Origin of the sequence: Achromobacter sp. Root565, from assembly GCF_001427425.1 — a bacterium.
Classification (GTDB): Bacteria; Pseudomonadota; Gammaproteobacteria; order Burkholderiales; family Burkholderiaceae_B; genus Achromobacter; species Achromobacter spanius_D.
This window is the reverse complement of the sequence record NZ_LMGO01000001.1, coordinates 3,092,860-3,118,702: the sequence shown is the minus strand read 5'-3', so window position 1 is coordinate 3,118,702 and position 25,843 is coordinate 3,092,860. Positions and strand designations below refer to the sequence as shown.

Annotated in this window: 20 protein-coding genes; 7 read left to right on the top strand and 13 right to left on the bottom strand. The window is 67.2% G+C overall.

The genetic code is table 11. The features are described 5' to 3' along the window. Positions 1–2: 2 nt before the first annotated feature. The 6 genes from ASD71_RS13935 to phoB form a co-directional block, all read right to left on the bottom strand. On the bottom strand, positions 3–1,724 hold the full coding sequence (locus ASD71_RS13935) for a copper resistance system multicopper oxidase (protein WP_056564746.1): 1,722 nt from the start codon (positions 1,722–1,724) through the stop codon (positions 3–5). Between the two features lies 1 nt (position 1,725). Next, positions 1,726–2,211, bottom strand: a complete 486-nt coding sequence (locus ASD71_RS13930) for a plastocyanin/azurin family copper-binding protein (protein ID WP_056564743.1) — start codon at positions 2,209–2,211, stop codon at positions 1,726–1,728. Between the two features lie 73 nt (positions 2,212–2,284). Next, positions 2,285–3,676 carry a heavy metal sensor histidine kinase gene (locus ASD71_RS13925; RefSeq protein WP_056564741.1) on the bottom strand — a complete coding sequence of 464 codons (1,392 nt, stop codon included), beginning with the start codon at positions 3,674–3,676 and terminating at the stop codon, positions 2,285–2,287. Then, the gene (locus ASD71_RS13920; RefSeq protein WP_056564738.1) at positions 3,673–4,377 is read right to left on the bottom strand and encodes a heavy metal response regulator transcription factor; all 705 of its coding nucleotides are present in this window, start codon (positions 4,375–4,377) and stop codon (positions 3,673–3,675) included. The genes ASD71_RS13925 and ASD71_RS13920 overlap by 4 nt, the downstream gene beginning before the upstream one ends. Before the next feature lie 52 nt (positions 4,378–4,429). Then, positions 4,430–5,737 carry a phosphate regulon sensor histidine kinase PhoR gene (phoR, locus tag ASD71_RS13915; RefSeq protein WP_056564735.1) on the bottom strand — a complete coding sequence of 436 codons (1,308 nt, stop codon included), beginning with the start codon at positions 5,735–5,737 and terminating at the stop codon, positions 4,430–4,432. Positions 5,738–5,749: 12 nt separating this feature from the next. Next, positions 5,750–6,448 (bottom strand): phosphate regulon transcriptional regulator PhoB, encoded by a 699-nt coding sequence (gene phoB / locus ASD71_RS13910; protein ID WP_006227196.1) that lies wholly within the window; start codon positions 6,446–6,448, stop codon positions 5,750–5,752. Between the two features lie 162 nt (positions 6,449–6,610). Here phoB and ubiE point away from each other — a divergent pair, with 162 nt between their 5' ends. From ubiE to rfaE2, 6 genes are all read left to right on the top strand, one after another. Further along, entirely contained in the window at positions 6,611–7,387 is a 777-nt protein-coding gene (ubiE, locus tag ASD71_RS13905) for a bifunctional demethylmenaquinone methyltransferase/2-methoxy-6-polyprenyl-1,4-benzoquinol methylase UbiE (protein WP_056564732.1), read from the top strand. 177 nt (positions 7,388–7,564) lie between these two features. Next, complete coding sequence (locus ASD71_RS13900) at positions 7,565–8,572, top strand: Tim44 domain-containing protein (RefSeq protein WP_056564729.1); 1,008 nt, start codon at positions 7,565–7,567, stop codon at positions 8,570–8,572. Between the two features lie 180 nt (positions 8,573–8,752). Beyond that, complete coding sequence (locus ASD71_RS13895; protein WP_056564724.1) at positions 8,753–9,391, top strand: SCP2 domain-containing protein; 639 nt, start codon at positions 8,753–8,755, stop codon at positions 9,389–9,391. A 3-nt stretch (positions 9,392–9,394) separates the two neighbouring features. Then, a complete protein-coding gene (gene ubiB, locus ASD71_RS13890; protein WP_056564720.1) occupies positions 9,395–10,948 on the top strand; it encodes a ubiquinone biosynthesis regulatory protein kinase UbiB in 1,554 nt (517 codons plus the stop codon). A 182-nt stretch (positions 10,949–11,130) separates the two neighbouring features. Then, positions 11,131–12,009: a hypothetical protein gene (locus tag ASD71_RS13885; RefSeq protein ID WP_056564718.1), complete on the top strand. Its 879-nt coding sequence runs from the start codon at positions 11,131–11,133 to the stop codon at positions 12,007–12,009. A 19-nt stretch (positions 12,010–12,028) separates the two neighbouring features. Further along, positions 12,029–12,517, top strand: a complete 489-nt coding sequence (rfaE2, locus tag ASD71_RS13880) for a D-glycero-beta-D-manno-heptose 1-phosphate adenylyltransferase (RefSeq protein WP_056564714.1) — start codon at positions 12,029–12,031, stop codon at positions 12,515–12,517. Positions 12,518–13,135: 618 nt separating this feature from the next. Here rfaE2 and ASD71_RS13875 read toward each other — a convergent pair. From ASD71_RS13875 to ASD71_RS13850, 6 genes are all read right to left on the bottom strand, one after another. Then, positions 13,136–14,467 carry a TolC family outer membrane protein gene (locus ASD71_RS13875; RefSeq protein WP_056564712.1) on the bottom strand — a complete coding sequence of 444 codons (1,332 nt, stop codon included), beginning with the start codon at positions 14,465–14,467 and terminating at the stop codon, positions 13,136–13,138. Positions 14,468–14,547: 80 nt separating this feature from the next. Next, positions 14,548–15,228 (bottom strand): protein-L-isoaspartate O-methyltransferase, encoded by a 681-nt coding sequence (locus ASD71_RS13870; RefSeq protein ID WP_056566894.1) that lies wholly within the window; start codon positions 15,226–15,228, stop codon positions 14,548–14,550. 100 nt (positions 15,229–15,328) lie between these two features. Further along, on the bottom strand, positions 15,329–16,171 hold the full coding sequence (gene thiD, locus ASD71_RS13865) for a bifunctional hydroxymethylpyrimidine kinase/phosphomethylpyrimidine kinase (protein WP_056564707.1): 843 nt from the start codon (positions 16,169–16,171) through the stop codon (positions 15,329–15,331). Beyond that, positions 16,168–16,971: a thiazole synthase gene (locus tag ASD71_RS13860; protein WP_056564704.1), complete on the bottom strand. Its 804-nt coding sequence runs from the start codon at positions 16,969–16,971 to the stop codon at positions 16,168–16,170. Before ASD71_RS13860 ends, thiD begins: the two co-directional genes overlap by 4 nt. A 140-nt stretch (positions 16,972–17,111) precedes the next feature. Then, positions 17,112–18,002, bottom strand: a complete 891-nt coding sequence (locus tag ASD71_RS13855; protein ID WP_056564701.1) for a cobalamin-binding protein — start codon at positions 18,000–18,002, stop codon at positions 17,112–17,114. Positions 18,003–18,104: 102 nt separating this feature from the next. Next, positions 18,105–20,150 (bottom strand): TonB-dependent receptor, encoded by a 2,046-nt coding sequence (locus ASD71_RS13850; protein ID WP_056564697.1) that lies wholly within the window; start codon positions 20,148–20,150, stop codon positions 18,105–18,107. A gap of 450 nt (positions 20,151–20,600) precedes the next feature. Between ASD71_RS13850 and metH the strand changes: the two genes are divergently transcribed. After that, positions 20,601–24,374 carry a methionine synthase gene (metH, locus tag ASD71_RS13845; RefSeq protein WP_056564695.1) on the top strand — a complete coding sequence of 1,258 codons (3,774 nt, stop codon included), beginning with the start codon at positions 20,601–20,603 and terminating at the stop codon, positions 24,372–24,374. A gap of 5 nt (positions 24,375–24,379) precedes the next feature. On the opposite strand, the gene iaaH is transcribed toward metH, so the two are convergent. Then, positions 24,380–25,828: an indoleacetamide hydrolase gene (gene iaaH / locus ASD71_RS13840; protein WP_056564692.1), complete on the bottom strand. Its 1,449-nt coding sequence runs from the start codon at positions 25,826–25,828 to the stop codon at positions 24,380–24,382. Positions 25,829–25,843 lie beyond the last annotated feature (15 nt).

Here is a 25,843-nt window from a genome sequence, read left to right as displayed (position 1 = left end):
GTTTACTCCACCACGACCGCCCTGAACATGCCGGCCTCCATGTGATACAGCAGATGGCAGTGGTAGGCCCAGTTCCCACGCGTGTCGGCGCTGACGCGATAGCTTATGCGCTGCGCCGGGTTCAGCGAGATCGTGTGCTTGCGGACCTGGAACGCGCCGTCCGGGGACTCCAGGTCGCTCCACAGGCCGTGCAGATGGATGGGATGCGTCATCATCGTGTCGTTGACGAGCACGAAGCGCACGCGCTCGCCGTGGCGCAGCACGATGGGCCGCGCGTCCGAGAACTTCAAGCCGTTGAACGACCACATGTAGCGCTCCATGTTGCCCGTCAGGTGCAGCTCGATCTCGCGCGAGGGTGCGCGGTTGTCGTCGGGCTCCCGCACCGACCGCAAGTCCGCATACGTCAGCACGCGGCGGCCGTTGTCGCGCAGTCCGGGGCCGGGATCGTCCAGGCGCGTCGACACCACGTCAGGCAGCATGGAATTGCCCACGCCGCGCTCGGCGGGATAGGGGTGCCTGACCTCGACCATGCCGCCCTGGCCCGCGTCCGCGCCGTGCCCGGCGTGCCCGGCCGGCATCGGCTGCGACCCGCTCATGTCGTGGGCCATGCCCATGTCCATCATGCCCAGCACCTGCACACGGTCCATCTCGGGCACGCTTGCCTGCATGCCGGCGCGGGGCGCGAGCGTGGCGCGCGCATAGCCCGATCTATCCATGGCCTGCGAGAAGATCGTGTAGGCGCGGTCCTGCGCGGGCGTGACGATCACGTCATACGTTTCAGCTACGCCAATGCGAAATTCCTCGACATCCACGGGCCGGACATCCTGGCCGTCGGCGGCCACGACCGTCATCGTCAGGCCCGGGATCCGGACGTCGAAGTACGTCATGGCCGAGCCGTTGATGAACCGCAGCCGCACCCGCTCGCCCGGCTTGAAAAGGCCAGTCCAGTTGGCCGCGGGCGTGGCGCCGTTGGTGAGGTAGGTGTAGGTGGCGCCGGACACGTCAGCCAGATCCGTCGGATTCATGCGCATGCGTTCCCACATCAGCCGATCGGCAAGCGCCGCGCGCCATCCCCTGTCCCCGGCGTTGTCCGCCAGGCTTTGCATGCTGGGCTGGATGCGGTTGTAGTAATCCGGCATCACCTTCAGCTTGTCGAACACGCGCATCGGGTCTTCGTCCGTCCAGTCCGACAGCAGCACCGTGTAGTCGCGGTCGGAGGCGATGGGATCGCGGTGGCGTGGGTCGATGACGATGGCGCCATACAGGCCCGTCTGTTCCTGGAATCCCGAGTGGCTGTGATACCAGTAGGTGCCGCTTTGGCGCACGTCAAAGCGGTACGTGAACGTCTGGCCGGGGTCGATGCCGGCAAAGCTCAGGCCGGGCACGCCATCCATGCCGGTGGGCAGCAGGATGCCGTGCCAATGGATGGAGGTCTGCTCGCGCAGCCGGTTGGTGACGTGCAGCGTCACCGTATCGCCCTCGCGCCAGCGTAGCTGCGGCGCGGGCAGGCGGCCGTTGACCGTGGTGGCCACGCGCGCGGCGCCCGTGAAGTTCACGGGCGTCTCGCCGATCTCCAGGTGAAACTCGGTGCCGCGCAGTTCGGCGGCCGCCGCTGCGCCGGATTGGGCCGATGCATGGCGCCAGCCGCCCAGGGCGGCGAGCGCGCCGCCGGCGGCCAGGCCCTGCACGAAGCGGCGGCGGGTCGTGAGCATGTACGCCGTCATGTCACAGCACCGAGACGGCGCCCTTCATGCCAGCGCCATAATGGCCTGGCTCCAGGCAGCCGAAGGACACCGTGCCGGCCTTGCCGAAGCGCCAGACAATCTGGCCGCTTTTGCCGGCGTCCAGCGACACCGCGTTGGGTTCCTCGTGGCGCATGCCGGGGTCCTTCATCATCATGGCGTAATGCGCCTTCAGGTCGGCGTCGGTGCCCAGCACGAGTTCGTGCCGGATCTTCCCGGAATTGCGCACGTTCAGCCGCACGGTTTCGCCGGCCTTGACGTCGATGCTGGCGGGCGAGAAGCGCATGGCGTCGGTCATGTCGACGTCAATGGTGCGCGTGACGCGGGCGGGATCGCCCGGCGCGCCGATGGGCGCGGCCGCCGCGGACGGGGCGTGGCCGCCGTGCGCATGGTCGCCTGCAGCGAACGCGGCGCCGGACATCATCAGCGCCAATGCGGCGGCGCAAGTGCGTAACAGGGTGCCTTTCACGGGAATCCTTGCAATGGAAATGGGCGTGATGACACTGTAGGAAGACCAGGGTGACCCGATCCTGTCACGCAGATTACGTTTTTGTAATGTTCGCGGTCGGCCCCGGGTTGTTGAAGGTGATGCCGACCACGGTGCCGGCGGCGCCGGACGCCGCATCCACGTCGCCGCCGTGCATGCGGGCAATGGCGCGAACGATGGCCAGGCCCAGGCCGTGACCTTCGCTGCGTGGCGCGCGCGTCTGGCCGGAGCGGAAAAAGCGGTCGAAGATCCGGGGCAGGTCCGCGGGCGGGATAGGCGTGCCGGGGTTGTGGACCGTGACCCGCGCCCCGCGCGCGGTGGGAGTGCACGTCAGCACGATCTCGCCGCCTGGCGGCGTCGCCTTGATGGCGTTGGAGATCAGGTTGGCCAGCGCGCGGCGCGCCAGCCCCCGGTTGGCGGCCACGGTGGCGTCGCCCACGCAGCGCAGGCGCACGGCGTGCTCTTCCAGCGTGGCCTCGTAGTATTCGGCGACGCGCCGGGCTTCGGCGGCCAGCGACACGGGCGCCAGGTCGGCGGCGCGCTCGCCGCGGTCGGCGCGCGCCAGGAACAGCATGTCGTTCACCAGCGTCTTCAGGTCTTCCAGTTCTTCCAGATTGGATTCCAGCGCGTCTCGCAGCTCGGCCGCATCGCGCGGCGACGACAGCATGACCTGCGTGCCATTGATGAGGGTCGCCAGCGGCGTGCGCAGTTCGTGCGCGACATCGGCGTTGAAGCCCTCCATCTGCTGATAGGTGGCCTGCAGCCGGTCCAGCGTGCGGTTGAAGGACCGCACCAGTTCATGCAGTTCGCGGTCGGTGTCTTGCAGCGGCAGGCGGCGCGCCAGGTTGTCGGGCTGGATGGCCGCGGCCTGCCCGGACAGCCGCCGCGCGGGCGCCATGCTGCGCCGCACGGCCCAGGCGGCCAGGACGACCGTCGCGCCCACCCACAACGCGCAGATCAGCGCCAGCGCCGTGCCGTAGGCATAGAGGAATTGCGCGCTGGTGCGCGTGCTGACCGCCACGGTCAGCTGCGCGCCGGGCAGGATGCGATCGTTCATGGCAACGCGCAGGCCGCGCATGCGCCCGCCATCCGGCGTCTGCAAGAGGACCTGCCGGCCATCCGTGGTTTCCAGCGTTTCGGGCGCGGCGCCGCCGTAGACGGCCTGGCCCTGCGCGTCCACGATCCAGATGCCCAGTTGCCCCTGGCCCGCGCGCATCTCGTCGAAGGTGGCCGCCAGGTCGTGCAGGCCGCTCGCGCTGTTCTGCATGTCGATCAAGTGGTCGATGAGCTCGAGCTTGCCGCTGACTTCGGTGATCTCCTGGCGCTCGACTTCGCGCTTGAGCGCCCAGAAAAGGGTGGCGCCCGCCACGCTGGAAACAAATAGCGCGATGGCGCCCAGCAGCAGCGTCAGCCGCGCTTGCATGGAGCGCACGCGGGGGCGGCTCATCCGGCGTGGCCGTCAGCGGGGCGGTCCCCCGCGGGACGCGATTCCAGCACGTATCCCATGCCGCGCACGGTGTGCAGCAGTTTCGTGGCGTAGGGATCGTCCAGCTTGCCGCGCAGGCGCCGCACCGCGACGTCGATGACGTTGGTGTCGCTGTCGAAGTTCATGTCCCAGACTTGTTCGGCCAGGGTGGTGCGCGACAGCACCTGCCCCTGGCGGCGCAACAGGAGCGCCAGCAGGCTGAATTCCTTGGCGGTCAGGTCCAGCCGCTGGCCGCCGCGCTGGGCGCGCCGGCGCGCCAGATCCAGCTCCAGGTCCGCCAGCCGCAGCAGCGTGGGCTCCTGCGAGCGGCCGCGGCGCAGCAGCGCGTGCACCCGCGCCAAGAGCTCCGAGAACGCGAAGGGTTTCACCAGGTAGTCGTCGGCGCCGCCCTCCAGGCCGCGGACCCGGTCTTCCACCGCGTCGCGGGCCGTCAGCATCAGGATGGGGGTGTCCTTGTGCCCGCGCACCGAGGCCAGGATCTCGAAGCCGTCCACGCCGGGCAGCATCACGTCCAGCACGATGAGGTCGTACGCGCCTTCGAGCGCGAGGTGGCGGCCGTCCACGCCGTCGCGCGCCACGTCTACGACGTGGCTTTGCTCCGACAGTCCCTTCTTCAGGTAGTCGGCCAATTTGGGTTCGTCTTCGATGACCAGGATGCGCATGGCCAAAAATTTACCACCCGCGCGCCGCCGTCAGGCGGGCAGGCGGGCGGGATCACGCCGTTTCGGCGATGGCGATGCGGTCGGCGGGAAAGCGCAGCGAGAAGACGCTGCCCTTGCCGGGTTCGCTGGTGATGAGCAGTTCGGCGTCGTGCCGCATGGCGATGTGCTTGGTGATCGCCAGGCCCAGGCCCGTGCCGCCGACGGCGCGCGACCGGCCCCGGTCCACGCGGTAAAAGCGTTCGGTCAGGCGCGGCAGATGGCGCGCCGGAATGCCGATGCCGGTGTCCTTGACGCTGTAGCATGCGCCGCCTTCGGGGTCGCGCTCCCAGCGCACGGTGATGGTGCCGCCGTCCGGCGTGTAGCGCACGGCGTTGGTCAGCAGGTTGGAAAGCGCCGAGGTCAGTTCGTTCTCGGCGCCCAGCACGTCCAGGGTTTCATCGATGTGCCAGACCAGTTGATGACGGCCGCCCGACAACGCCTCGATCTGCTGGCGCGCCTTTTGCAGCAGCGCGCCCATGTTCACGGCGCGCGGATCGCTGCCCGGCGACGATTCCAATGTGGACAGCGTCAGCAGGTCTTCCACGATGGCCTGCATGCGGTGCGCCTGCTCGTGCATCATGTCGATGTACTGCTCGCGCTGTTCTTTGGGCAGCGCGTCGTCGGGCATGTCGCGCAGCGTTTCCAGAAAGCCCGCCAGCACCGTCAGCGGCGTGCGCAGTTCGTGGGAGACGTTGGCCACGAAGTCGCGGCGCGTGGTTTCCAGGCGCTCGATCTGCGTGACGTCGCGGGTGATGAGCAGGCGCTGGTTGCTGGCGTAGGCCGTCAGTTGCATCATCATCAGCCGTTCCTGGCCCTGCTGCCCCAGCCGCACCAGGATGGGTTCCGGCCACGACGGGCGATGCGCGTACTCCACGAATTCCGGCGCGCGCAGCAGGTTCAGGAGGTTATGTCCGCGGTCGGCCGGCAGTCGCAGGCCCAGATGCTGGCGCGCCATGCGGTTGCACCAGTCGATCTGAAAGTCTTCGTTCAGCGTGACGGCGCCGTCGGGCAGAGCCTGGGCAGCAGCCAGCATCCCTTGCATGGTGTCGCGGGTTTCAGTCAGTTCACGCGCGCGGGCGCGGGTGTACCGATAGAGCGGAGCAAGAATGTCGTCCCAGGGGCCGACGGACGCGGGCGGGGCGGAGTCGGGCTGATTGGCCCAGCGGGAGACCAGCGTCAGCCGCCAGCTGCGCCATAGCAGCATGGCGGTCAGCGAGGCCGAAAAAACGACCCAGCCCGCGGGATCTCCAATGAGCCATTGCGCCAATAACGCAACCACCGCCCACAGGGCGACAAATATAAGAGTGCGCAGCCAGATCATCGTGCGCCAGTTTTACCGCGTCGGGAGCTGTGCCGTAAACCGATAGCCGCTGCCGCGGACCGTTTCCACGTGTGCGTCATGGCCGCTGGGTTCCAGGGCCTTGCGCAGGCGGCGGATGTGCACGTCGACCGTGCGTTCTTCCACGAAGACGTGGTCGCCCCAGACCTGGTCCAGCAACTGCGAGCGCGAGAACACGCGCTCGGGGTGCGTCATGAAGAAGTGGAGCAGGCGGAATTCGGTGGGCCCGATTTGCAAGGACTGGCTGTTGCCCGACAGGCGATGCGTCACCGGATCGAGTTTGAGGCCGCCGACGTCGATGACGTCGTCCGTCAGCTGCGGCGCGCGGCGGCGCAGCACGGCCTTGATGCGGGCCATCAGCTCCTTGGGCGAGAAGGGCTTGGTGATGTAGTCATCGGCGCCGGCCTCCAGGCCGTCCACCTTGTCCTGCTCGGAGCCCTTGGCGGTCAGCATGATGACCGGGACGGCGCGGGTGCGCTCGTCGTTGCGCAACTTGCGCGCCATGGCCAGGCCGGACGTTCCCGGGAGCATCCAATCCAACAGGATCAGATCGGGAAGCTCGGCGCGGATCAGCGTCTGGGCCTGGTCGGCGTCGAAGGCGCGCAGCACCTTGTGGCCAGCGAAGGACAGGTTGACGGCGATCAGTTCCTGGATGGCGGGTTCGTCTTCGACGACGAGGATGGTGCTGGACATATCGAATTGGGCACACTTCTGAGCGCCGGCGCGGCGCGAACATTGCGATAGTATGGCCGCAATATTTCAGGTATGTGACCGCAGCGCGTCATTCGGCGGGTCCGGCACGCCGCAGGCGCGCGCCCGATAGGCTACCATTGACCGATATATCGGGAATTCACCATGCAAAACCCCTCCGAATCGCAACAATCCGCCGGTTCCGGCTCGACCTCCACGCACTTCGGCTTCCAGTCGGTCCCCGAAGGCGAAAAGGCCCGCAAGGTCGCCGAAGTTTTCCATTCAGTCGCCCAGCGCTACGACGTCATGAACGATTTCATGTCGGCGGGCCTGCATCGCGTCTGGAAGGCCTTCACCATCGGCCGCGCCGCCATCCGTCCCGGCATGAAGGTGCTGGACATCGCCGGCGGCACGGGCGATCTGGCGCGCGCGTTCGCCAAGCGCGCCGGCCCCACGGGCGAGGTCTGGCTGACCGACATCAACGATTCCATGCTGCGCGTCGGCCGTGACCGCCTGACCGACGCTGGCCTGCTGGTGCCCACCGCCGTGTGCGACGCCGAGCGCCTGCCGTTCCCCACCGGTTATTTCGACCGCGTCAGCGTGGCCTTCGGCCTGCGCAACATGACCCACAAGGACCGTGCCCTGGCCGAAATGACCCGGGTGCTCAAGCCGGGCGGCAAGCTGCTCGTCCTGGAGTTCTCGCGCATCGCCAAGCCGCTGTCCCCCGCGTACGACTGGTATTCCTTCAACGTGCTGCCGTGGTTGGGCAAGAAGATCGCCAAGGACGAGGCCAGCTATCGTTACCTGGCCGAATCCATCCGCATGCACCCCGACCAAGAGACCCTGGCCGACATGCTGCGCACCGCCGGCCTGGAGCGGGTGCAATATTTCAACCTGACAGCCGGCATCGCCGCGCTGCACGAAGGCGTGCGCCTGGGCTGACGCCCGGCGTCCACGGCGTGTTTCGCCATCCCGCGGGGAACTTGTGGGGCGGCGGCTTGTCCGTTATTCTTACGCCATTCAGATTACTGTAAGAAAAGTCGCGCAGATGGTCTCGCGTATTGCGAGGCCCTCCCGTTGCTCGGGGCAGCGGGGGCGCGAGTACGAGGGAGCAAACCTATGTCCAAATTCTGTCTTTCGCGCTTTGTCGCGGCAGCGCTCATCGCCGTTTCGGGCGCTGCGCTGGTGACGGCGTCGTTTGACGCTGAAGCCCGCCGCGCCGGCGGCGGTTCCAGCGTGGGCCGTCAATCCTCCAACGTCACGACGCAGCGTCAGGCCACGACGCCGCCGGCTGCCAACAGCAACACCGCGGGCGCCACCGCCGCGCCGGCAGCCGCCGGTGCCGCCACGGCCGGCGCAGCGGGCGCCGCCGCCAAGAGCGGCGCTTCGCGTTGGCTGGGTCCCATCGCCGGCATCGCCGCCGGTCTGGGCATCGCCGCGCTGCTCTCCAGCATGGGCCTGTCGGGCGCGTTCCTGGAATTCCTGTCGTCCGCGCTGCTGATCGCCGCCGTGGTCTTTGCCGTCATGTTCATCATCCGCCGCCTGCGTGGCGCCGGTCCGCGCACTGCCCCCCAGGGCGCATTTGGCGGCAACAACAACGCCTCGGGCCAGCAACAGCAGCCGATGTGGCGTGAAGCGCTGAAGCCGGGCGCCGCCGCGCCCGCAGCCGCCGCACCGGTGGCCGCCGCTCCCATCGAGCCGCCGGCCGTCCTGCCCAAGGCGGGCGATGACAACAACTGGTTCGTGCCGGGCGATTTCGACACGCCGGCCTTCCTGAAGCAAGCCAAGGAACAGTTCGTCCGCATCCAGGCCGTCTGGGACAGCGGCAGCACCGACGGTCTGCGTGAATTCCTGACCGACGACCTGATCACCGAACTCAAGCCGCAACTGGCCGAGCGCGGCGCGGCGCCCAACAAGACCGAAGTGGTCCTGCTGAACGCTGAGATGCTGGGCATCGAAACCGTCTCCGACGGTCACCTGGCCAGCGTGCGCTTCTCGGGCATGCTGCGCGAGGCCCCGGGCGCCGAGGCTTTCCGCTTCGAAGAAGTCTGGAACCTGTTCAAGCCGGCCAATGGCGGCTGGTTGCTGGCCGGCATCCAGCAGATCCCGGTGGAAAACGCCAGCTAATCCCTGGCGGTCCGGCTCGACCGGCCCTCTGCCGCGGACGCCGTCACGGCGTCCGCATGAACCGGCCCCCAAAGGGCCGGTTTTTCATGTGCCTTCCGCAAAACAGGCTCCCATCTAACCCGTTACACTCCCGATTTACCCATCAACTACGGCAAGCCCCCTGGGGACTTTGCAACCGCCATGCTGCCTTTTTCGTTCCTGCCCACCCCCAAGCGCCTGGCCGTCAGCGCTCTGAACGCCCTGTTGCGGCGTGAGGACTGGGCGCGCGAACGCCTGGCGCGGCATGCCGGCAAGACGGTGCGCTTCGTCATGGGCGGCTTCACGCTGGGCTTGTCCATTGATAGCGACGGGCTGGCCGATCAGGCGGACCCGGCCGTGGTGCCGGACGTCACGCTGACCGTGTCGCCAGACAGGCTGCCGTTGCCGCGCCTGGGCGCGGGGCACGAAAAGCCCGATTTCGCCGAGGCCACGCACATCTCTGGCGACGCGGCGCTGGCGCAGGTGGTGGCGGACCTGTCCAAGCAGTTGCGATGGGATCCGGAAGATGCGCTTGCGCGCGTGGTCGGCGATATTGCCGCGCTGCGCATCGTGGGCGGCGCGCGCGCGGTGGCCGGCGGGGCCCGCAATGCGGGTCAGCGGCTGGCCGAAAATATCTCTGAATACCTCTCCGAAGAAAGCGGCGTGCTGGCGGGCCGCCCGGCGCTGGAGCAATGGCGCCTGGACCTGGCCGATCTGAACGCGCGCGCCGATGCGCTGGCGCGGTCGGCGGCCGCGCTGCAAACCCGCCTGGCCTCGGCCGGCGCAAAGCGGGGCGCCTGATCCATGTTCCCCTTGCTGCGCCTCTTCCGCATCATCGTCGTCTCGCTGCGCTACGGCCTGGACGAGCTTGTCCTGTCCAGCCTGAATCACCCGCTGGCCACGTGCCTGCTGCGCGTCATGCGTCTGGGCACGCGTCCGCGCTCGCCGCGCGGCCAGCGGCTGCGTCTGGCGCTGGAATCGCTGGGCCCCATCTTCGTGAAGTTCGGGCAGGTGCTGTCCACCCGCCGCGACCTGATCCCCGCCGACATCGCCAACGAACTGGCGTTGCTGCAGGATCGTGTGCCGCCGTTCCCGTCCGCGCGGGCGGCGGCCTGCATCGAGGCGGCGCTGGGCGCGCCGCCGGAAAAGCTGTTCGCGCAATTCGAGGTGGACCCGGTGGCGTCGGCCTCGATCGCGCAGGTTCACTTCGCGGTGCTGCACGATGGCCGAGAAGTCGCCGTGAAGGTGCTGCGGCCAGGCATGCTCAGCATCATCGAAAAGGATCTGTCGCTGCTGAAGATCGTGGCGCGCATCATCGAGCGCCTGGGCGCCGACGGCCGCCGCCTGAAGCCGCGCGAGGTTGTTGCGGAATTCGACAAGTACCTGCACGACGAACTGGACCTGGTGCGCGAGGCCTCCAATTGCAGCCAGCTGCGCCGCAATTTCGGTCCGGAATCCGGCCGCGGCGACATGCTGATCGTGCCCGAAGTCATCTGGGAATACACGGCCTCCACCGTGTTCACGATGCAGCGCATGTACGGCATGCCGGTGGGCCAGGTGGAGCGCATGCGCGAGGCCGGCATCGACATTCCGACGCTGGCGCGCACCGGCGTCGAGATCTTCTTCACGCAGGTGTTCACCGACGGCTTCTTCCACGCCGACATGCACCCGGGCAACATCTACGTGTCGGACCGCCCTGGCACGCTGGGCAGCTACATCGCGCTGGACTTCGGCATCGTGGGTTCGCTGTCGGAGTTCGACAAGAATTACCTGGCGCAGAATTTCCTGGCCTTCTTCCACCGCGACTATCGCCGCGTGGCGCAACTGCATATCGAATCGGGCTGGGTGCCGCCGGATACGCGCGAGGAAGAGCTTGAGGGCGCGGTGCGCGCCGTCTGCGAACCGTATTTTGACCGGCCGCTGTCGGAGATTTCGCTGGGGCAGGTGCTGCTGCGGCTTTTCCAGACCTCGCGCCGTTTCAACGTCGAGATCCAGCCGCAGCTGGTCCTGTTGCAGAAGACCCTGCTGAACGTCGAGGGACTGGGCCGTCAGCTCGATCCCAACCTCGATCTCTGGAAGACCGCCAAGCCCTATCTGGAACGCTGGATGCGTCAGCGTGTCGGATTCAAGGGCCTGCGGCAAAGCCTGGAAAAAGAGGCCGTGCAGTGGTCGCAAATGCTGCCCGCTCTGCCCAGGCTGGTCCATGACCATCTGAGCCGACCCAATGTCTCGCCCGCGATGCTGGCCGAGATGATGCAGTTACGCCGCGCACAAGAGCAGAACAACCGGCTGGTTGCAGCGCTGGTTGGCGTGCTGGCGCTGGCGGTCGGGGTCGCGATATGGGCGTTGACCCGATAGGCGGCGCGATGATCTAGACCTTACTGTCATGTTTCATTCATGAAACGGTCATCATAGCTTCGCGGGAGACGGCGAAAAATAGCGCTGCGCAAAGTGGCATGCAGCGCCCGAGCCTATAAGAACGCGCGCGCCATTCATCAATTTTCATAGCCCCACTAGCGGGACGAATACAAGGGCAGACAATGCTTTATCCTGAACTCTTCAAAACCATGGAAGCGGTGCGCTGGAACATGGCGCACGACATCCCTTGGGGTGATTTCGACCGCAGCAAGCTCTCGGACGAACAGGCTCACACGATCAAGATGAACGCCATCACCGAGTGGGCGGCGCTGCCGGCCACCGAGATGTTCTTGCGCGACAACCGCGGCGACAGCGATTTCTGCGCGTTCATGTCGGTCTGGTTCTTTGAAGAGCAAAAGCATTCGCTGGTGCTGATCGAGTATCTGCGCCGCTTCTGCCCGGATCTGGTGCCGACCGAGGAAGAGCTGCACAACGTGCGCTTTGAGTTCGACAAGGCTCCTGAACTTGAAACGCTGATGCTGCACTTCTGCGGCGAGGTTCGTCTGAACCACTGGTACCGCCGCGCGGCCGAATGGCACACGGAGCCGGTGATCAAGGCGATCTACAAGACGGTGGCGCAGGACGAGGCGCGCCATGCGGGCGCGTACCTGCAATACATGCGCCGCGCGCTGCATGACCGCGGGCAGGACACGAGCGCGCAGGCGCGTCTGGCGTTCTCGAAGATCGGGGTGCTGATGGCATCGGCGGGCCGCACGCAGCAGGCGCTGCATCCGACCAATCTGCACGTGAACAAGGATCTGTTCCCGAACGACACGGTGCAATCGCGCCTGCCGGAGCCGGGCTGGCTGGAGCACTGGCTGGACACGCAGATCCGTTTCGACGGGGTGTGGGAGCAGAAGGTGGCGACGCGGATTCTGCACATCCTGTCGAAGCTGATGGACCGCAGCTTCGAGACGGTGAAGGATCTGAACCGTTACCGGAAGGAAGTGTCGGCGCTGATCGTTCCGAAGGACAAAGAGATCATCCTGGGCGGCGCCTGATCCCTCCTATAATCGCCGCATGCCTGCCGCCCGTTTCGAATCCAAGGTCCTGTCCCGCGACGAACTCGTCGCTGCCGTCGCCGCTGGCCGCTTTCCGCGGCCGCTGGTGTTCACGAATGGGGTGTTCGACATCCTGCATCGCGGGCATGCGACGTATCTGGATCAGGCGGCGCAGTTGGGGGCGACGTTGATTGTCGCCGTGAATACCGATGAGTCGGTGCGGCGGCTGGGGAAGGGTTCGGAGCGTCCTCTGAATCGGATGGAAGATCGGGCGGCGTTGCTGGCGGCGTTGGGGTTTGTGTCGGTGGTGACGTCGTTTCACGAGGACACGCCCGAGGCGTTGATCGGGGAGCTTCGGCCTGATTTGATCGTCAAGGGTGGCGATTACGACATGGAGACGTTGCCGGAGACTGCGCTGGTGAAGAGCTGGGGGGGGCGTGCCGTGGCGATTCCTTTTGAGTTTGAGCGGTCTACTACGGCGTTGGTGAAGAAGATTCAGGGCGGATGAAGGCTTTGAATTTGAGGTGTTGGATGAGTGTGAGGCGGCCTGGGTGGCCGCCTTTTCTTTTTGTGCTTTGGGCTTTGCAGGTGGGGGCTTTAGGGCTTCGTGGGTCGGTGCTGCCGGTCTGCGTAGGTCGGTGCCGCAGGTCTTCTTAGGTCGCCCGGCGCCGCAGTCACCGTGGGCACGATCGCCCACGATTGCGGTCCGGAGCCTTCGCTCCGGACTTGCCTAGGCGGCCCCCCCTTCGTCATCTTCGTCCAGGCCTTCGGCCTTCCCTTCAGATTCCCTCGGGCGCATCGACGGCGCTCGCACCCACGGTGACCGCGACGCCGTGCTACGCGGGTCTTTGGTTTGGGGCGCTGTAAGACCTGTGGTCGGGGAAGGGGATTTGCGGGGCCGCCGATTGCCGCCCGGGCGGCGGCAATCGGCATCGGGTCGGTGGGACGTCGTGGCGGTGTGCGCTCGCACGCTGGCGGGGGCTGGTGATTAGGTGTCTGACACCCGCGGAGATGATCTTGGGTTCGAGACAGTGCTTCAAGGGTGTCAGACACCGGTGGCAGGGTGTCAGGCACCGGTGGCGCGACACCGGGGCGCGGGTGTCACCCGTGCTGCCCCCTGGCTCGCTCAGCGCGGTGCGCGCAGCAGCCGGTTGATGGCGTCCAGATCCGATTCCGCCAGGATGCCGCTAGTGGCCTTCAAGCGCAGGCCGGAGAGCACCGTGCTGTAGCGGGCCAGGGCCAGGTCGCGCTGGGTGGCGTAGAGCTGTTGCTGGGCGTTCAGGACGTCCAGGTTGATGCGCACGCCGACTTCGTAGCCGGTGCGGTTGGCTTCTACGGCGGCGCGGCTGGATTTTTCGCCGGCTTCCAGGGCCTGGATGCGGGCCAGGCCGCTGGTGACGCCGGTGTAGTACTGGCGCGTGGCCTGGACGGCCTGGCGGCGGGCGGTTTCGAAGTCGTAGCGGGCCTTTTGTTCCAGTTCGACCTTTTCCGTGACTTGCGAGGACACGCCGCCGCCGGAGTAGAGGGGGATGGAGAGGACCACGCCGATGGTGTTGTCGATGGGCTTGCCGGGGGCGGCGTTGCGCATGACGGCGTCGCTGGCGCTGCCGCTGGTGGCGCGCAGGTTCAGGGTGGGGTAGTGGCCGCTCTTGGCGATCTGGATTTCGCGGCCGGCGATGCGGGTGAGCAGTTGCGCGCGCAGGACTTCGAGGCTGGAGGTTTCGGCCTGGTTGCTCCAGTCGGCGATGCGGGCGGGCTGGGGGGCGGGCAGTTGCACGCCGTAGGGCAGTTCGGCCAGTGCGCCGGGCTGCGTGCCGATGATCTTGGCGAGTTCGTCGCGGCGCACTTCCAGGTCGTTCTGCAGGCGCAGTTCCTGGGCCACGACGAGGTCGTAGCGGGACTGCGCCTCGTACGTGTCGGTGATGGTGGCGTTGCCGAGTTCGAAGTTGCGCTTGGCGGATTCCAACTGACCGGCGACGGCGGCCCTTTCGGCTTCGGTGGCGGTCAGGGTGTCTTGGGCGTACAGGACGTTGAAGTAGGCGTCGGCGACGCGTAGCAAGAGGTCCTGGTAGGCCTGCTGGAGCTGGACTTCGACGTCCGCGACGATGAGCTTGGATTGCTCGAAGTTTTGCCAGCGGCCCCAGTCGAAGAGCGGCTGGGTGAGCGCCAGGTCCCACACGCCGCGGCCGCCGCTGTAGGCGTAGGACAGGCCGCGGGTGCTGCGGGTTTCCTGGTAGGCGCCGCCGGCTTCGGCGGTGATCAGGGGCAGCAGCAGCGCGCGGGCCTGGGGTTCTTTTTCAAGGCCGGCGCGGTAGTTGGCGCGCGCGGCGGCGTAGGTGGGGTCATTGCCCAGCGCGGCCTGCCAGACCTGGACCAGGTTCTGGGCGGACGCAGTCAGCGGGCCGGCACTTGCGGCGCAGGTGAAAACCAGTAAAGCCGTAAGTGATCGGACGCGCATGATCTTTCAACGATACGCCGGGCCGCCGGACGTGACGCCGGCCCCATGGGGGCCGGGCGGAAGGCGGCGAGGTCGCGGAGTTAGAACTTGAACTGCGACACCGTGACGCCGCGCAACGGCTTGATGACCGTTTCGAAGAGCTTGACGGTTTCGAAGCTGGCGGCGGTGGTGCGGGTGATGCGACAGGCCGTCATGATGGGGTTCTGGCCGACCACCACGACAAGGCGGCCGCCCACGCGCAACTGGTACTTCAGCGCGTCCGGCACGACCGGCACGGAACCGGTGACCAGGATGGCGTCGTATTCGGTGGAGCCCCAGCCGTTGCGGGCGTCGCCGGTTTCGACCTTGACGTTGGTGACGTTGTTCATTTGCAGGTTCTGCTGCGCGAAGGTCACCAGACGGCTGTCGATTTCGACGGAGGTGACCTGTTGCGCCAGGTAGCCCAGGAGGGCGGCCTGGTAGCCCGAACCGGTGCCGATTTCGAGCACACAGTCGGACTTGGTCAGCAGCAGTTCCTGCGCGAGACGGGCTTCGACCTTGGGGGCGAGCATGGTCTGGCGCGTGTTGACCGCGTTGATCTCGAGCGGCAGCTCCAGGTCGGAAAACGCGAGGCCGCGCAGGGCCGGCGGAACGAATTGTTCGCGGCGCACATCGAACAGCGCTTGCAGCACGTTGGCGTCCAGGACGTCCCACGGGCGGATCTGCTGTTCCACCATATTGAAGCGGGCTTGTTCTACGTCGGGCAGGGTCGAAGCGTTCATGACGGTCAGAAAAAACAGAGGAATCAACGAGCCATTGTACCGATTCGTAGCGTCCTGTGACGGCGCGCCCGTGCGGCAGATGTTTCAGGCTGGCTGACGCTTACCACCAGCCGTGGAAATGGTGGACCGGACCGTGGCCCGATCCGACCGAGAGGCGCTCCGCGTGGCGGATGGCTTCAGTCAGATAGGCCTTGGCGCGCTTGGCGGATTCTGGTACGTCCCCGATTTGCGGCAGCAGCGCCGCCAGCGCGGCCGACAGCGTGCAGCCGGTGCCGTGCGTGTTGGCGGTGTCGATGCGGTGGCCGGGCAGTTCGATCATGCGGTCGCCGTCGTGCAGCAGGTCGATGGTTTCGTTGCCGGGCAGGTGTCCGCCCTTGACCAGCACCCAGCGTTCGCCGGAATGCGCCAGCTTGTTGCGCAGTCGCTCGGCGACGCGCCGCATTTCCTTGACGGTCTCGACGGGGCGCTCTTCGAGCAGCACGCCGGCCTCGGGCAGGTTGGGCGTGAGCAGGGTGGTCAGGGGCAGCATGGCTTCGCGCATGGCGCCGACGGCGTCGTTCTCAAGCAGCAGGTCGCCGCTCTTGGCGACCATGACGGGGTCGAGCACGACGTGCGCGGGCGTCCATTTGGCGAGTTTTTCGGCCACGACCTCGATGATGGGCCGCTGGCCCAGCATGCCGACCTTCACCGCGTCGATGCGCACGTCGGTGAACAGCGTGTCGATCTGCAGGCCGACAAAGGCGGGCGGCACTGGCGAAATGCCGGTCACGCCCTGCGTGTTCTGCGCGGTGAGCGCGGCGATGATGGCGCAGCCGTAGGCGCCCAGCGCGCTCATGGCCTTGACGTCGGCCAGGATGCCGGCGCCGCCGGACGGGTCGACGCCCGCGATGGTCAGCGCGTTGGGGATGGGACGGCCGCTGGCGGCCGGCTGGCGGGAATTCATTTCGCGGGACCGCCGGTGATCAAGCCTTCGGTGGGCGAGCTGGGCGCGCCGCTGTACAGCTTCTTGGGCATGCGGCCGGCCAGGAAGGCCTCACGGCCGCTTTCGACGCCCTTTTTCATGGCGCTGGCCATCAGGATGGGGTCGCGCGCGCCGGCGATGGCGGTGTTCATCAGGACGGCGTCGCAGCCCAGTTCCATGGCGATGGCGGCGTCGGACGCGGTGCCCACGCCGGCGTCGACCACGACCGGCACGCGGGCCTGGTCGATGATGAGGCGCAGGTTCCAGGGGTTCAGGATGCCCATGCCCGAGCCGATCAGCGAGGCCAGCGGCATGACGGCCACGGCGCCCATGTCTTCCAGCATGCGGCACTGGATGGGATCGTCGGTGCAATAGACCATGACCTTGAAGCCTTCATCGACCAGCGTCTTGGTGGCCTTGAGGGTTTCGGGCATGTTGGGGAACAGGGTGTGCGGGTCGCCCAGCACTTCGAGCTTCACGAGGTCGTGGCCGTCCAGCAGTTCGCGGGCCAGGCGCAGCGTGCGCACGGCGTCGTCGGCGGAGTAGCAGCCGGCGGTATTGGGCAGCAGCGTGAATTTGGAGGTGGGAACGTAGTCCAGCAGGTTCGGCTCACCGGCGTTCTGGCCGATGTTGGTGCGGCGGATGGCGACGGTGACGATTTCCGTGCCGCTGGCATCCAGGGCCGCGCGGGTCTGTTCGAAGTCCTTGTACTTGCCGGTTCCGACGAGCAGGCGCGACGAATAGGCGCGGCCGGCGATGGTGAGAGTGTCTTGTGTGGTCATGGCGGTGCTTCAAAGGGCGGGCGCGCACGATGCGAGGCCCGCGGAGGACTGGCTGACTGATGCCGAATGATAAAGCAGTCCGCAGGACGGCAGGGCCGGGCACCGGTCCGGCGCGTTCCACTATTTGCGGATCGCGCGCGTCAGCGCACCCGGTCCAGGTCGGCGCAGAGGGTCTCGGCCGCGTCGATCAGCCGGGGGCCGGGCCGGTAGAGCGCGTCGGCGTCGACGCCGTAGACGTGGCCCTGGCGCGCCGCCGGCAGGCCCATCGCCTGCCAGGCAGTCAGGTTCCTGGCCGTGTCCTCCGGGCGAGAGACGCCGGCCAGCACGGCCTCGGGCCGGGCCGCCAGCACGCCTTCCAGCGTGACCTGCGGGGCCACGATGGGCGCCTGGCCGAAGACGTTGACGCCGCCGCACAGCCGCAGCGCATCGCTGACGATGCTGGTGTCGTTCAGTGTGTAGATGGGGTCCAGGCCTGCCTGCACGAAGACGCGCACCGGGCGCCGGCCGGCATAGCGCGCCTTCAGGGCATCCAGCCGGGCGCGCATGTCCTGCGCGGCGGCCTGCGCCACGGGCTCGGTGCCGAACAGCTGGCCCATGCGTTCGACCGCGCCGGGGATGGCGGCGAGCGTCAGCGGATCGCTGTAGAAGACGGGAACGCCCAGCTTGTCCATCACGCGCGCCAGGGGTTCGGCGGCGGACGGCTGCCAGGCGATCAGCAGGTCGGGACGGGCGGCGGCCACGCGCTCGGCGTCCGGCTGCGTGCCGTCGCCGATGACGGGCAGCGCGCGCGCCGCGGCCGGGTAGTCGCTGCCGAGCACGGTGCCGACGATGTGGCCGCCGGCGCCGGCGGCGTAGATGAGTTCGGTGGCATGGGGCGCCAGCGTGACGGCGCGCCGGGCGGGGGCGTCCAGCGTGACGGTGCGGCCGCGGTCGTCCTGGACCTGGATGACGGGTGCGCCGTGGGCCAGCAGCGGAGATAGCGCCAGCGTCAGCGCAACGCCGGCAGTCGTCAGGACGCGTTCAAAGGTCATGCGGCGGCTCCGTCGGGTAGGCACAAATGTAGAACAGGGCCTGCGCGGACCCTGAGCCTCAACAAAGGCGCAGACCGGCAGGCCCTGTCCGCCAGGCGGCAATCAGTAGCGTAGCGTGAGCGACGCGTAGAAGTTGCGGCCGGGGGCGGGGTACAGGCTGTAGTTCGCGACGGGACCCAGCATTTCGAACGAGGCGTTGCCGCCGCGGATGCCGTACGTGGCGTACTGGCGATCGAAGATGTTGTTCACGCCCACCGCGCCTTCGATGTTGCGGGTGAACTTGTACGCGACCTTGGTGTTGAACAGCACGTACGCGTCCAGTTCCTTGTCGAACTGGTTGGCCTGGTCGTTGTCCATGCGCGACTTGCCCACGTATTGCGCCGACACGTTCCACAGGAACGCATCGGTGGGGCGCCAGGTCACACCGGCGTTGGCCAGCCACTTGGGCGCCAGCGGCACGGTCTTGCCGGCCAGGTCGACGCCGGCGTAGGTGCCGGAGCGGAACTGCGCTTCCATCCAGGTCAGGTTGGCGTCCACGCTGACGCTGCTGGACAGCGCGGTGTGGCCTTCAAGCTCGATGCCCTGGCGGCGGGTCGGATCCAGGTTGGTGTTGGCGCCCGTGCCCGGGCCCCACAGGCCGTCGGCCAGCGGGTTGTACTGGATCTCGTTGGTCAGGTCATAGTGGAAGTACGACAGGCGCGCGCTGCTGCTGGCCGACTGCCACGTGACGCCGATTTCCTTGTCGGTGGAGGTCTGCGGGGCCAGCGGCGACTGGACGGACAGCAGTTCGTCGGCATTGGGCAGACGGAAGCTGCGGCCGACCTTGCCGTACAGGCCGAAGCCGCCGGACAGGTCCTGGCGCACGCCCAACTGCCACGCGGTCAGGTGGTGGCTGCGGTCGGACGGCGTGCCAGAGCCCGAAATCACTTCCAGGTCGTCGGACGCGTATTGGCGGCGCACGCCCATCGTCACGTAAGTGCTGTCGGTGGCGCGGATCTGGCCTTCGGCGAACAGACCGTACTGGTGCTGGCGCGACTGCCACTTCGACGGTTCGAAGTCGTAGTAGGCGTTCTGGTCGGCGGTGGTCTTGGCTTCCTGCGCATCGGCGCCAAACACGACGCTGTGGCCGCCGTTGATCGGCAGGCGGTAGCGCACGCTGGCGATGTTCTCTTCCAGCTTCTGGTCGCGCAGCGTGTCGCCGAACCCGTCATAGGTCAGGCCGCTGAGCTTCTTTTCGCGGGTCGACAGGTCCGAATACAGCACGCCGGCGCCGATGGCTTGCTCGAGCTGCAGGCCGAACGTGGTGGTCGTGGTCTTGACGTAGTCGACGTCGTTCTTCGAGCCGCGCGGGTCGTCCTGAAATTCGTTCACGCCCGTGAACGGGTTGATCGTGCGCGGGCCGGGCAGTTCCAGCTTCTGCGTGGTCGTGCGGCCGTACAGGCGGATCGAACCGTCGTCGTGGCGGAACGTGATGCCGCCGCCGCCGCCTTCGCGGCGTTCGCCGCTGTTGTCGCGGTAGCCGTTGCTGTGCAGCGACTGCATGTAGGCGTCCACGCCCACCTTCTCGTTGTTCATCGAGACGGCGGCGTCGTATTGGCGCAGGCCGTAGCTGCCGAAGGTGGCGGTGGCGCGGGCGGCCACGGGTTCCTTCGTGAAGTCGGAGCGGGTGATGATGTTGATCACGCCGCCGGTGGTGCCGCCTCCGTATTGCACGGAGCCGCTGCCGCGCACGATTTCAATGCGTTCGACCTGGTCCAGCGGCACCACGCCCAGGCTGGGCGCCGACAGGTCGTTGGTGTTCTGCTTGACGCCGTCGATCAGGATGAGCGTGTTGCTGGCGCCCGTGATGCCGAAGCCGCGCAGGTCGACGATGGCGTTGTCGCTGGAGCTGCTGGTGTTGATCAGGTTGATGCCGGCCTGCGTGGACAGCAGGTCCTGCATGGTGCGGGCGCTGCTGGCCGCGATGTCCTGGGCGGTGATCACCGAGATCGACACCGGCAGCGTGCGGCCGTCGGTGGGCACACGCTGGGCGGTGACGGTGATGCTGTCGAGTTCGGACGTGGCTGGAGCGGTTTGCTGGGCGGCGGCGATGGCCGGAGCGGAACAGAGCAGGGCGCCGGCGTAGCGCCGGATGGAGCGGGCTTTCATCTACATGACCTCGGTGCGGCCCGCGACCCCGCAGGCCATTCACGATGGGAAGGATGCCGGCGCGCCGGGCGGGCCGAAAGGCCGGGCGGCGGGAAACAGGCATCCTGACGAGCGAACAGGCCGGTATCGGGCTGCCATGGGCGCCAAGCGCGCATGGGGACCGTTGCGGGGGCAGCACAGGCTGGACTGGCAGGCAGCCGCGGCGGCCTTTTGGGCGGCGCGGCGCCGCGTGGGGCGTCTTCCTGTTTCCCGTTTATCTTTCGCTCGCGGCGGGCAAGTGTTGCGTCCTTGCCCAACCTGATGCGCCGAAAGCACCGGTTCGGGGCCGAAACTGTATCACCGTGAGGCGCGCGAAGGCCCATTTTGTTACGATCAGGGCTTGTTTTTTCGGCGTTTTTCGCGTTTTAGCCACATCCGCGCTGCCGTGGCCAACCTAATCCGGACCTGATCGTGTCGTATCCCCGCCTGCCGTACCCTCCCGAAGCCTATACCCGCGGCGGCGACTTTGCCCGCCTGCTGGGCAAGCGCATCCTGATCCTGGACGGCGCCATGGGCACCATGATCCAGCGCTACAAGCTGGGCGAAGCGGACTTCCGCGGCGAGCGCTTTGCCGATCACGGCAAGGACGTGAAGGGCAACAACGAACTGCTGTCGCTGGTGCGGCCCGATGTCATCTCGGAGATCCACCGCCAGTATCTGGACGCGGGCGCCGACGTCATCGAGACCAACACCTTTGGCGCCACCACGATTGCGCAGGGCGACTACGACCTGCCCGAACTGGCCTACGAGCTGAACCTGGTGTCGGCGCAACTGGCGCGCGAGGCCTGTGACGCCTACAGCACGCCCGACAAGCCGCGCTTCGTGGCCGGCGCGCTGGGCCCGCAGCCCAAGACGGCTTCCATTTCGCCGGACGTGAACGACCCGGGCGCCCGCAACGTCACGTTCGACGAGCTGCGCGTCGCTTACATCGAGCAGCTCAACGGCCTCTTGGACGGTGGCATCGACATCGTCCTGATCGAAACCATCTTCGACACGCTGAACGCGAAGGCCGCCATCTTCGCCACCGAGGAAGTGTTCGAGGAACGCGGCATCCGCCTGCCGGTGATGATCTCCGGCACGGTGACCGACGCGTCCGGCCGCATCCTGTCGGGCCAGACGGTCGAGGCCTTCTGGAACTCGGTGCGCCACGCGCGTCCCGTCACTGTCGGCCTGAACTGCGCGCTGGGCGCCGCGCTGATGCGCCCCTACGTGGCCGAACTGTCCAAGATCTGCGACACCTACGTCTGCGTGTATCCCAACGCCGGCCTGCCCAATCCCATGGCCGAAACCGGCTTTGACGAGACGCCGGCCGACACCTCGGCCCTGCTCGAGGAATTCGCGCGCGCGGGGCTGGTGAACATGTCGGGCGGCTGCTGCGGCACTACGCCGGACCACATCCGCGCGATCGCCGAGAAAGTGACGGTGCTGACGCCGCGCGTCGTGCCCGAGATCGCCGTCAAGACCCGCCTGTCGGGCCTGGAGCCGCTGAACATTGACGAAGACACGCTGTTCGTCAACGTGGGCGAACGCACCAACGTGACGGGCAGCAAGATGTTCGCCCGCCTGATCCGCGAAGAGAAATACGACGAGGCGCTGGCCGTGGCCCGCCAGCAGGTCGAAAACGGCGCGCAGATCATCGACATCAACATGGACGAGGCCATGCTGGATTCGGTGGCCTGCATGCACCGCTTCCTGAACCTGATCGCGTCCGAGCCCGACATCGCCCGCGTGCCGGTCATGATCGACAGCTCGAAGTGGGAAGTCATCGAGACCGGCCTGAAGTGCGTGCAGGGCAAGGCGGTCGTGAACTCGATCTCCATGAAGGAAGGGCTCGAGCCTTTCCGCCATCATGCGCGTCTGTGCCGCCGCTACGGCGCCGCGGTCGTGGTGATGGCGTTCGACGAACTGGGTCAGGCCGACACCCTGGAGCGCCGCAAGGAAATCTGCGGCCGCGCCTACAAGATCCTGGTCGAGGAAGAGGGCTTTCCGCCGGAAGACATCATCTTCGACCCGAACGTCTTCGCGGTCGCCACCGGCATCGACGAGCACAATCACTACGCCGTGGACTTCATCGAAGGCACGCGCTGGATCCGCGAGAACCTGCCGCATGCGCGCATCTCGGGCGGCGTGTCCAACGTCAGCTTCTCGTTCCGCGGCAACGAGCCGATGCGCGAGGCCATCCACACCGTGTTCCTGTATTACGCGGTCAAGGAAGGCATGACGATGGGCATCGTCAACGCCGGCCAGCTGGGCGTGTATGCCGATCTGGATGCCACGCTGCGCGACCTGGTGGAAGACGTGGTGCTGGACCGCCCCGAGCCCGTCGGCAAGACGGATCCCGCCGACGAGCGCACGCCCACCGAACGCCTGGTGCAGTTTGCCGACACCGTGAAGGGCAGCGGCGCCAAGAAGGAAGAAGACCTGGCCTGGCGCCAGGCCGAAGTCGAGCAGCGCCTGTCGCACGCGCTCGTCCACGGCATCACGGCCTTCATCGTGGAAGACACCGAAGAGGTGCGCCAGAAGATCGAAGCGCGCGGCGGCCGTCCCATTGAAGTGATCGAAGGCCCGCTGATGGACGGCATGAACGTCGTCGGCGACCTGTTCGGCGAAGGCAAGATGTTCCTGCCGCAGGTGGTGAAATCCGCCCGCGTCATGAAGCAGGCCGTGGCGCACCTGATTCCCTTCATCGAGGAAGAAAAGCGCCAGATCGCGGCTGCGGGCGGCGACGTGCGCGCCAAGGGCAAGATCGTCATCGCCACCGTGAAGGGCGACGTGCACGACATCGGCAAGAACATCGTGTCAGTGGTCCTGCAGTGCAACAACTTTGAAGTCGTGAACATGGGCGTGATGGTGCCCTGCGCGCAGATCCTGGAGAAGGCCAAGGAAGAGAACGCCGACATCGTCGGCCTGTCCGGCCTGATCACGCCCAGCCTGGAAGAGATGGCGTACGTGGCGTCCGAGATGCAGCGCGACGAGTATTTCCGCAGCCGCAAGGTGCCGCTGATGATCGGCGGCGCCACCACCAGCCGCGTGCACACCGCCGTCAAGATCGCCCCGAACTACGAAGGCCCGGTCATCTATGTGCCGGACGCCAGCCGGTCGGTGGGTGTGGCCACCAACCTGATGTCGGACCAGTCGGAAGCCTATCTGACGGAGTTGGCCGAGGAATACGAAGACGTGCGCCGCCGCCACGCCAACCGCAAGGCGACGCCGATCCTGCCGCTGGCCGAGGCGCGCGCCTCTCGTCCGGCCATCGACTGGGACAACTACACGCCGCCGCGCCCCAAGTTCATCGGCCGGCGCACCTTCAAGAGCTACGACCTGGCCGAGATCGCGAAGTACGTGGACTGGGGCCCGTTCTTCCAGACGTGGAGCCTATTCGGCCCGTACCCCGCCATCCTGCAGGACAAGGTGGTGGGCGAGCAGGCGCGCAAGGTCTTTGCCGACGGCCAGGCCATGATGAAGCGCATCGTCGAAGGCCGCTGGCTGACCGCCAACGGCGTCGTGGGCTTCTATCCGGCCAACAGCGTCAACGATGAAGATATCGAGGTCTACAAGGACGAGACGCGCAGCGAGGTGCTGTTCACGTACCGCAACCTGCGCCAGCAGGGCGCCAAGCGCGAAGGCGTCAGCAACAAGTCGCTGTCCGACTTCATTGCGCCCAAATCCAGCGGCAAGCTCGACTACATCGGTATGTTCGCCGTCACGGCCGGTCTGGGCATCGAGAAGAAGGAAGCGGAATTCGAGAAGGCGCTGGACGACTACTCCAGCATCATGCTCAAGTCGCTGGCGGACCGCCTGGCCGAAGCCTTTGCCGAATGCCTGCACGCGCGCGTGCGCCAGGACCTGTGGGGCTACGCGCCCGACGAGGCCCTGTCCAACGAGGACATGATTGCCGAGAAATACGTGGGTATCCGCCCGGCGCCTGGCTACCCTGCCTGCCCGGAACACGTCGTGAAGACCGACATGTTCCGCGTGCTGGACGGCGAGGACATCGGCATGATGCTGACGGACAGCTATGCCATGTACCCGGCGTCCAGCGTGTCGGGCTTTTACTTCAGCCACCCGCAGTCGCAATACTTCAACGTGGGCGTCATCGGCCAGGACCAGCTTGAGGACTACGCCCGCCGCAGCGGCCGCAGCATCGAAGACCTGAAGCGCACGCTGGCGCCCAACCTGGGCTGACGCGCCTAGCGCTGGGGCGCGGCGATGCGCCCCAGTATCTTCTCGATGGCCACGCCGATCGCGAGCACCTTGCGGTCCTCGCCCGGCAGGCCGTCGATCTCCAATCCCACTGGCAGACCTTGATTCGACAGCCCGGCCGGCACGCTCAGGCCGGGCAGGCCCGCGTTGCTGCCGGGATCCACGTTGCGCGCCAGACGCGCAAAGGTCTCGAAACTGCTGGCCTCGGGCGTGGCGGCGGGCGGCGGGACCGGCACGGTAGGAAATAGCAGGCCGTCCAGCGCGTGTTCCTTGAAGGCGCGGCGATAGACCTCGATGAGTTCGCGCCGGCCGCTTGCGATGGCGTGTTCGTACAGCGGCTGCAACGGCAGGATCTGGCCGTCCGGCGTGGGCAGCACGCCCGGCACGATCAGGTTGTCGAAGATGCCTTTCACGTCGGGGCTGGAGATCTGAGCGACCACCTCGTCAAAGCTGACGCCCACGTGATAGCGCGCCAGATAGGCCGTCAGGTCGGGCTTCTGCTCAAACAGGCATAGGGGCATGCCGACTGCCGCGTTGGCGTCGGGGAGGTCGGGCATGTCCAGGTCCACCAGCGTTACACCGGCCGTGCGCAGCTTGTTCAAGGCGGCTTCGGAAACCGCCTGCACCTCGTGATCGAGATCGGCCCAGAAATAGGTGGCCACGCCCAGGCGGATGCTGGCCGGCGACAGGGGCGCCAGCGGCTCGGTCTGGGCCGTGAGGATCGCATCCAGCAGCACGATGTCGGCCATGCCGTTGGCGATGGGGCCGGGTGTGTCGCGCGTGTGAGAAATGGGGGTGATGCCCGCGCCGTCGTACCGGCCCACGGTGGGACGAAAGCCTGCCGATCCGTTCACCGAGGCGGGCAGGCGCACCGACGCGCCGGTATCGGTGCCCAGCGCGGCCGGCGCCAGCCGCGCGCCCACCGCCGCGCCGCTGCCCGACGACGAGCCGCCAGCGATCAGGCGCGCGTCGTAGGCGTTGCGCGTGCCATCGCCATCCGGGCCGGGGAAGGCGGTGTTGAAGCCGGACACGCCGAACGCCAGTTCATGCATGTTGGTCTTGCCCAGGATGACGGCGCCGGCTTCGCGCAGCCGCTGCACGACGGGTGCATCTTCGGCGGGACGGAAGTCTTTTAGCGCCGGCGTCCCGGCCGTGTTCGGCAGCCCCGCGACGTGGATGTTGTCCTTGATTGCGATGGGCACGCCGCCCAGCGGGCCGTGGCCGGGCGCCGCATCGTAGGCGCGCGCCTGCGCCAGCGCGCCGTCGCGGTCGACGGTGATGAACGCATTCAGGTCCTGGCGGGCGCCGATGCGGTCCAGGCAGGCCTGGGTCAGCGCAACGCTGGTGAGGCGGCCCTCGCGGATGCGTGCCGCCGCCTCGGTGACGGTCAGGTCCGCCAGGTCGGCGGGCAAGGGCTGGTCGGTCGTGCTGGGCATGTCGCTTTTCCTTGG

Coding starts and splice junctions, on each gene's coding strand:
- ASD71_RS13935 (WP_056564746.1), bottom strand. CDS start 1,724: ATGACGGCGTACATGCTCACGACCCGCCGCCGCTTCGTGCAGGGCCTG.
- ASD71_RS13925 (WP_056564741.1), bottom strand. CDS start 3,676: ATGAGCCGCCCCCGCGTGCGCTCCATGCAAGCGCGGCTGACGCTGCTG.
- ASD71_RS13920 (WP_056564738.1), bottom strand. CDS start 4,377: ATGCGCATCCTGGTCATCGAAGACGAACCCAAATTGGCCGACTACCTG.
- phoR (WP_056564735.1), bottom strand. CDS start 5,737: ATGATCTGGCTGCGCACTCTTATATTTGTCGCCCTGTGGGCGGTGGTT.
- phoB (WP_006227196.1), bottom strand. CDS start 6,448: ATGTCCAGCACCATCCTCGTCGTCGAAGACGAACCCGCCATCCAGGAA.
- ubiE (WP_056564732.1), top strand. CDS start 6,611: ATGCAAAACCCCTCCGAATCGCAACAATCCGCCGGTTCCGGCTCGACC.
- ASD71_RS13900 (WP_056564729.1), top strand. CDS start 7,565: ATGTCCAAATTCTGTCTTTCGCGCTTTGTCGCGGCAGCGCTCATCGCC.
- ASD71_RS13895 (WP_056564724.1), top strand. CDS start 8,753: ATGCTGCCTTTTTCGTTCCTGCCCACCCCCAAGCGCCTGGCCGTCAGC.
- ubiB (WP_056564720.1), top strand. CDS start 9,395: ATGTTCCCCTTGCTGCGCCTCTTCCGCATCATCGTCGTCTCGCTGCGC.
- ASD71_RS13885 (WP_056564718.1), top strand. CDS start 11,131: ATGCTTTATCCTGAACTCTTCAAAACCATGGAAGCGGTGCGCTGGAAC.
- rfaE2 (WP_056564714.1), top strand. CDS start 12,029: ATGCCTGCCGCCCGTTTCGAATCCAAGGTCCTGTCCCGCGACGAACTC.
- ASD71_RS13875 (WP_056564712.1), bottom strand. CDS start 14,467: ATGCGCGTCCGATCACTTACGGCTTTACTGGTTTTCACCTGCGCCGCA.
- ASD71_RS13870 (WP_056566894.1), bottom strand. CDS start 15,228: ATGAACGCTTCGACCCTGCCCGACGTAGAACAAGCCCGCTTCAATATG.
- thiD (WP_056564707.1), bottom strand. CDS start 16,171: ATGAATTCCCGCCAGCCGGCCGCCAGCGGCCGTCCCATCCCCAACGCG.
- ASD71_RS13860 (WP_056564704.1), bottom strand. CDS start 16,971: ATGACCACACAAGACACTCTCACCATCGCCGGCCGCGCCTATTCGTCG.
- ASD71_RS13855 (WP_056564701.1), bottom strand. CDS start 18,002: ATGACCTTTGAACGCGTCCTGACGACTGCCGGCGTTGCGCTGACGCTG.
- ASD71_RS13850 (WP_056564697.1), bottom strand. CDS start 20,150: ATGAAAGCCCGCTCCATCCGGCGCTACGCCGGCGCCCTGCTCTGTTCC.
- iaaH (WP_056564692.1), bottom strand. CDS start 25,828: ATGCCCAGCACGACCGACCAGCCCTTGCCCGCCGACCTGGCGGACCTG.